3 protein-coding genes are annotated in these 3,854 nt (G+C 39.8%); 2 read left to right on the top strand and 1 reads right to left on the bottom strand.

Going from position 1 to position 3,854, the window contains the following annotated elements:
- Window positions 1–203 precede the first annotated feature (203 nt).
- Complete coding sequence (locus tag ML541_RS18760; RefSeq protein WP_243375583.1) at window positions 204–2,144, top strand: DNA/RNA helicase domain-containing protein; 1,941 nt, start codon at window positions 204–206, stop codon at window positions 2,142–2,144.
- An 8-nt stretch (window positions 2,145–2,152) separates the two neighbouring features.
- On the opposite strand, the gene ML541_RS18755 is transcribed toward ML541_RS18760, so the two are convergent.
- Window positions 2,153–2,503 (bottom strand): helix-turn-helix transcriptional regulator, encoded by a 351-nt coding sequence (locus ML541_RS18755; RefSeq protein WP_243375581.1) that lies wholly within the window; start codon window positions 2,501–2,503, stop codon window positions 2,153–2,155.
- Between the two features lie 145 nt (window positions 2,504–2,648).
- Between ML541_RS18755 and ML541_RS18750 the strand changes: the two genes are divergently transcribed.
- The gene (locus tag ML541_RS18750; RefSeq protein ID WP_243375579.1) at window positions 2,649–3,797 is read left to right on the top strand and encodes a hypothetical protein; all 1,149 of its coding nucleotides are present in this window, start codon (window positions 2,649–2,651) and stop codon (window positions 3,795–3,797) included.
- Window positions 3,798–3,854 lie beyond the last annotated feature (57 nt).

Below are 3,854 nucleotides of genomic sequence, written 5' to 3'. Positions count from 1 at the left end.
AACAAAGCGGTACCTCAACATCGATCTTCTCAAAGAACAGGAATTGAACCAGAAACTTGAAGTGGCCGAGGTAATCTAACCGAAACAGGCACTGCTAAGAAAAAAGCGAAAAACTCTTTACACTACCTGATGCTCAAACAGGCGATACTATATGTATAGACCGCAATGATTTGGTTGATCTCTCGAAGAAGATTAATCAGATAATGTCGTACTGGAAAATGGCGCGGCCAAATAGGACTTTTAACGATCAGGAATTACAAAAAATAATATATTCTATTTGTCCAACCAGTGATTATTCACCCACTTGGAGTCATAGAATCCAAGAGGACGCGGAAAGATGGCTAATTCTAACTGAGGAACAACAATGTATACTTGATACGCTATTACGACATAATAGGGTAGTTATTACTGGACGAAGTGGAACAGGCAAAACACTTTTGGCGTTGACATATGCAAGACAAATGTCAGAATTAGGAAAGTCTGTACTATTTTTGGTATTCAACAAAAAACTTGCAGATAAGATTTACAAAGACTTGTCAAGTACCTCTGTTACAGTTAAAACATATCATGCATTTGCAGCTCAATTAGCTAAAAGAATTGGAAAAACACTAACTTTAGAAGGAACTGATAATACATCAGAAATAATCAATACCGCGTTATCAAATAACCTTCTTCCTAATTATGATGTCATCGTTATTGACGAAGCACAGGTTTTCAATCATGAATGGATTATAGCGCTTAGTTGTTGTTACGACCATAGTTCTTTTCTTGCTTTTTGCGATGAGACCCAAGTTTTTACATTCGAAAACAGCTTATCTGCCGATGAAATTGCAGATTATATTGATTCAGATAAAGTTCAATACCTTACAATTAATTTGAGATCACCCAAAAAAGTCTTTTCGCGTTTATATGAAGCATTGCCTAAACCAGATTATCAGCAAGCGTCGTTAAGACCTGAAGATAATGACGCATTAATTGAACTCACAACAGCGTCTCCGTTGTCAACACTCACCGAGACAATAAAGACTTTAACTGCTCGTGGCATAAACAGAAACGATATTGCAGTTATTTATTTGGATACCGATCCTTCAACATTGATACCACAATGTATTAAAGATTCAGTTTCAGAAATAGAGACGATTAGACGGTTTAGAGGGTTAGAAAGACCTGTTGTTATTGTTTACGCACCAGAGTCATTTACGAGCACCCCTGAAATTACCTGCGCTTACTCAAGAGCAACTACCTTATGTATTGTAATATTTAATGCTATTAATTTTATTGAAGAAACCAAAGACCCATTTCAAAGCATGGTAAAAGTACTTGAGGCTGGAATAGCCAAGCAGCTCGGTGAACTAAACTTTGATACTGCAAATGGGGAAGATTTAGTAAAAATAATTAGTGCAACAAGTAATATACAGTGGTCGGAGATATGGAATAGTTATGTCATGTATCACAGTATAGACCCTGTTGAAGAATTGTACAATTTGCTATGGAGATTTCATTTAGTAATTTACGAAAAGAACTGTATATATGAAATTAAGAAACCATCATTCGGTGCGGGTAAAGAAACGGTTATTAATTCTGCAAGATACCTCCCAGATCTCGAATATGGTTTCAGGGATGAAAGAATTACATTGGGCTGGTGCCCTACCTGTGGGATGTGGACAAGAAAGACTGATGTGCCATCAGCCAATGATAACTGCTTGGATTGTAAGGTCCGGCAGAACAAAAGATACAAGGCTAGATTAGAGAACAAACAATACGATGACTGTATTGCAAATCCAAATGCTTACGAAAAGGAATTCAAACAGAAGTTATCCCCTTTCCTCATTGCGTTAGGACGCTTGCACAATCGTTTAGATAATGATCAAAAACTAACAGTTAAAGAAAAGGTGAAAGGCTCAAAAAATGCTTTGTATGAGGTAGCTAGAATATTTATAGGCATTGACTTATTATCATATGAGGTTGGTGATTCTATAGTAGCGAATGACTATTCTGAAAAATTGTGGAACTCAATGCCAGCGTTTCAACAAATAACAACATTGCCTGAACTTAAAGCCCAAGTTAATACTGCGTTTGCTGTGTACTATAACACTGATAAATGGCTAAAAAAATTGACAAAAGGTGTCTATGAGAAGGTTTAATTTCTGGCTCATTTTGCTCCCATACCTGACAGCAAACCTTTCATCGACGAAATGAACATACCACGTTTTCCTTCGTCCAAATTCCTTATCTGCATCAGTACTTGCGACAGTTCATTTTCAAAATTAGCATCGATCATATTTGATGGTAACTTTACAATATCAGCAAGCTCAACCTCTAAGGCTGTAGCTATGCAGTAGTAGGTATAGACCGAAGCATTTACCTTTCCCCGTTCCACATCACTGATGTATGTCGGATGCAAGCTCGCAAGTTCCGCTAACTTCTCCTGTGAAAGACCCTTAGCCTTCCTGGTATTCCGAATCCTTTTCCCGATTATGTCCAAAACCTCATTTACTTCCATGCTTGGAGCATAGAGGAAATAAGAGGTCTATTTAATAGACGATAGTCTAAATTTTCCTTAACCCTATAGACTATTAATGATTTTATGCCTACTAAAGATGGCTTATTGTCTATATGCAGGTATTACATGATTTACAGGAGGGAGTATGAGAATGGGTAGGATGTTGATCGGATTCGCTTTGATAGCATCATTGGTTGGCTGCGGAGGTGGTGGCGGTGGTACTACGGGATCTACGGATATATTAAGTGGACCTTCTGCACCAACAGGTGTCGTTGTTACGTCTTCAGCCAGCAAGAACACTATTTCTTGGCAATCCGTAAGTGGTGCAACAAGCTACAATATATACTGGTCAACCACCCCTGGTGTATCCAAAACAAACGGTACGAAAATTACAAATGCAAGCAGCCCTTATGTCCATAGTGGGTTGATCGATAATACCCGCTACTATTATGTCGTCACGGCTGTCAAAGATGGTATCGAAAGCGATATCTCAACGGAACAGCAGATAACATCATCGAAAGTGGTTGCCCTTGATGCACAGGGAGATAGTGTAATTGCAATTAAATCAGACGGTACAGTATGGACATGGGGTCACTTGAATAACTACAACAATTACAGTACCCAATTGGACAGCACTTCACCAAAGATGGTGGCGGCTTTGTCTTCCGTAAGCAAAGTAGCGGCTGGGTTAAGTCACTATGTTGCCCTTAAGTCAGATGGTACCTTATGGGCATGGGGGGACAATACCTTTGGCCAGTTGGGCGATGGAACCACCACCAGCAGTGCAATACCTGTCAGAGCAAACATATCTGATGTTGTCGAGATTGCAGCAGGAGAATTGTTTACTGTAGCAGTAAAGCGTGACGGTACCGTATGGGCATGGGGATGGAACGGGTCAACCGGGAATCTTGGATATGGTGTTAGTGCAGCTAATGACTACAAGACGAATCCGGTACAGGTCCTGAATGTATCGAATATTGTGAGCGTTAAAGCCTCTACCCATGCCATGGCTATAAAGAATGATGGCACTTTATGGGCTTGGGGCAACAACAGTTCCGGTCAATTGGGCGATGGAACAAAAGTTAATAGGCCAGCACCGGTAAACATAGCAAGTATCACCAATGTCGCGAAAATCGCCATAGGACCTTCTTCTACATATGCCGTTAAGCAAGATGGTACCGTCTGGTCTTGGGGATATGATGTGTATGATGTTCTTTCGGATACAGGTGGATTCAAATTGCAAGTGCACCACGTGAATTTTGAAAGAAGACTTCGTGTGGTGTCTGGTAGTTAAGGCATTTTCTGGGTCGATGATTCACCTTTTCAATTATGAAATGCAGTTCTTCTTCAG

This window comes from Geotalea sp. SG265 (assembly GCF_022808985.1).
Classification (GTDB): Bacteria; Desulfobacterota; Desulfuromonadia; order Geobacterales; family Geobacteraceae; genus Geotalea.
Note: the sequence above shows the minus strand (reverse complement) of the source record. Positions and strands in the feature narration are given on the sequence as shown.